Genomic DNA, 3,649 nt, shown 5'->3' with positions numbered 1-3,649 from the left:
CATCCACCGGCCCCGCACGGCCCCTGCCCCAGCCAGGGCAATGCCCGCGACCAGCGCTGCCACCAGTGCCGCGGTAATGCCTCCCCGCGAAAATGACAGCAGGAGCGCCACCACCACTACGGGGAGAGCCATCCAGCACAGGATATTCTGCTCCACGCTCGAGCTGGTCGCAAAGCCGCCGCTCGCACGTGACTGTTTCGCCCGATCGGCAGGGCGTTTATAGAGCAACCACCATAACAGAGGTCCGATCCCCAGCGCGATGAACTCCGCAAAATGGTTGCGATTAACAAAGCTCCCTTTCACCGCATCCCGAGTATGTGCAAACGGATGCTCGTAAAACCAGAAGAATTTTCCATTCGCGAAAAGATATTGAAGCAATCCGAAAACAGCAACGACAACTATTCCCAGGGCTATAGACCGCAGATAGCGTTCCACATGCTCTAATTTTTGAATCCGATAAACGACAGTCACAAACAATAGGCTGTATCCGATCCACAGCCCCAAGCCGAGGCGCGTCTCCTGTGGTGCCAGACTAATAACACGCCATTCGCCGAGCATTGAAGTCGTGGCGGGAGTTTGCCAGGCGGGGAGAAGCTGATCAATTTGGGGCGAAAGCACGCGCAACCACCCGACAGGGAGAGGGCAGAGCTGAACAACACCCAGCAGGACACCGCCGAGGAGCACCCATTCTGCACCCCCCAGATGAACCGACCGTCTGGAGAGGATGGCATCCACGGCCATCAAGGTCGCCCCGGTCACGGCGGTGGCCAGCAATGCGGCCTCCGCCCATGGGTTGCGCCCGCCAAGCAGGAAGACCGTCAGCGCCAGCCCACCAACCAGCACACCATCTATCGCACGGTGGATCAAAGAAGACGCCTTTTGATCGCGCATGGACAAACCATGATTTTATCCGCGTTAAACAATTATTGTGATTCTTATTCACACAAAAACACGGGCAAGTGAATGACCAAAATAAATCGGAATGTTGGTATGAGTTTACGGTTCTATCTTTATGCGCAACGCCGCCGGCATGGTGGCTCACGCAACACGGCGGGGGACGATGCGCCCCGGTGTGGCGATCGATTCCGCAATCTCCGCTTCTTCGTGACTCTTGTCGGCCTGGCCGTAATAGTCGCCTGAATAACCGCTGTAGTCTTTTTCTTTCTCGTTGGATAGTCTGTTAATGACGATGCCGAGCAATGGAATCTTCAAGAACCCCAGGTATTCCGCGGCTCTGATGACGGCACGCCGTTTATTTTTCTCGGGCTGCAGAACCAGGATGATGCCGTCTGCGAGGCGTCCCCAAATGGCGGTATCACTGGCGAGGGGAGCGGGAGGACTGTCGATGATGACTTGATCGTAGTGTTCGACCGCCCAATTGAGCAGTTCTGCGGTCCGCGGCCCGGCGAGTAGCTCAGCAGGATTGGCCGGCCGACGTCCACACGGGAGGACATCCAGGTCGGGCACAATGTTCGTTTTGAGGCGAGCTTGAATGGCCTCGGCGATGGGGGCCGTGTCGCGGAGTACCTCGGTGATGCCCGGTTCGCCCCGCAAGCCGAGAAGCTGGGTGAGACCGGGACGCCTTAGATCTCCGTCGATCAGCAGGGTACGTTTCCCTACATGGGCATAGGTAAGAGCGAGATTGGCGGAGATGGTGGATTTGCCGTCGCCGGGCTGCGTGCTCGTGATGACAATCGCACCTGTCGGTTGATCGCTCAGTGCGAGGGCCGTCCTCAGCGTACGGAAGCTCTCGCTGACAGGGCTGTTGGGATCCGCCACCACCTCGAGGACCTCGATACCTTCCCCTTCGCGAGGAGGCATTTCCCGGACGATGCTGAGCACCGGCGCCCGAAGCTGCCACTGGATTTCTTCGACGCTCCGGAATCGATCGTCGAGCACGTCCATCACATACACGACAAACATCCCCAGCGTCAGGCCTCCCAGGATCACCATGATCAGAACACGCGGAAGGCTGGGCGAGACCGGCGAGGGGTTTTCCCTGGGCTCAGTGATCACGGAAGCCCGCAGATCCCCGGCAAGATCGAGGCTCGTGATCCGCCGCACCAGCCCGCCGTAAAGCTCGCGCAATCCGGCAATGTCGTTTTTGAGCATTTCCAGTTGGGCAAGACCTCCCGCGAGATTGGCTGCTTCCTGTTTTGCCAATTCGTACTGAGCATGAAGCGACATTTCTTTCTGCCACAGTTCGTTCACGCGTTGGCGAAGCGTTCCCAAGAGCATCTGACTGAGCTCAGGGATATTTAAATTGTCGAGTCTTGCCCGAAGGCGATCCTGATAAGCCAGAAGAAATGCTTCGTTTGCGGCAATTTGTTGCTGCAGCGCCTGGACCCGCGGATGGTTATTCCCAAATTCCTGAAGCAGACGCGCCAGCTCGACGCGGTCCTCGACCACTTTCCTTTCGACTTCCAGTCGGGCGGCTGTTTCTTCGCGACTGAATCCCAACACACCGAGGAGGATCTGCTGACCGACGGTGTCGTCTGCCGCAAAAAGATACTGGCGAATATCAGCCCCTTGCTGCACGGCGTTTTCAAGCGCCTGCAGTGAGGCAGCCAGTTGCACGCGTTCCTTTTGCACCTCCACCAGCGCGTCGTTGAATGCCTTGGCCCTTTCCACGAGGGGGTGAACAGTCTGGGAATTGACGCCCACGTCGAGGGCCCCGATCTGCTGGCTCAATTGCTGCAGGGCCTGCTCTTTTTCGCTCAACCGTGCGGCAATATCGTCCTTTTCCGTGGTCAGAATGCGGATAATTTCGGCAGTTGTCCCCTGGGTCGTGTTTCGCATGAAATCCAGATAGGACTGGACCACGGCGCCGACCACCCGGGCAGCCACACCCGGATCTTTCGATCGATATTCCACAGTCATGATATTCGTGCGATACACGGCGCTGGCCGCCAGATTGCGCCGCAATCCCTCCACCCACGTCTCTGGTTTGTCTATATCCAGATCAACAGCGAGGTCCTCCCGCGACAACTTCTGGATCGCTCCTTCCAGCACCTTGGCGCTTGTGATGAGATTGACAAACGTGGGTATGAGGCTGTTTTCGCGACTGCCCTGTGCCTCGATTGTGGGCGAAAGTGCGTTATCTCCCGTTTGAAGAATGAGTAATTCGGCTTTTGAAGAGTAAATTCTGGGCGCTGTTGCATAATACAGCGCTCCGAGAAGCGCAACCGCCAGAAAAGCCCCCACCATGACCTGCCAGCGGCGTCTGACCGCTACGAGGAACTGGGCGATTGCGTGCAGAATGTGAGACGCCGAGTCCGGCACCGCCCATTGAAGCCACGAGCTTTCGTTCATAGGCCCTTTTAATTTCCAAATCCGAAGGTTATTCCTGCGCTGTCTGAGATGCCTGAGTTTTTCACTACGTCGGAGTCCTGGACAGGCAGCCAGGAATTCAGCATGTCCGGATAAACACCTTTCTTTGTCTGCGTCAAATTGTCACGTGCTCATAGACTCGTCCGAAAGTACATTGATATTTTCTGGGAATGAACAGTCCGATTGACACGCAGTATTTATCGATCAACCTTCTGGGATAGAAGCAGGCGTTGACTCTTCAACCGGTCAATTCAGCGGGACGGACCCACCCACATGGACGAACCCTTTGAGCAGGTTGTAAATAAACGTTCCGAACGTC

At 56.7% G+C, this 3,649-nt stretch carries 2 protein-coding genes; both read right to left on the bottom strand.

The features are described 5' to 3' along the window. Positions 1 to 891, bottom strand: an 891-nt coding sequence (locus H5U08_RS12910) for a hypothetical protein (RefSeq protein WP_297033721.1), incomplete at its 3' end; no start/stop codon positions are given. 147 nt (positions 892 to 1,038) lie between these two features. Then, positions 1,039 to 3,312, bottom strand: coding sequence for a polysaccharide biosynthesis tyrosine autokinase (locus H5U08_RS12905; protein WP_297033719.1), 2,274 nt, complete (start codon positions 3,310 to 3,312; stop codon positions 1,039 to 1,041). Positions 3,313 to 3,649: the final 337 nt, after the last annotated feature.

The sequence above is a fragment of the Thermogutta sp. genome (assembly GCF_014359955.1).
Classification (GTDB): Bacteria; Planctomycetota; Planctomycetia; order Pirellulales; family Thermoguttaceae; genus Thermogutta.
This window is presented reverse-complemented; position numbering and strand designations above follow the sequence as displayed.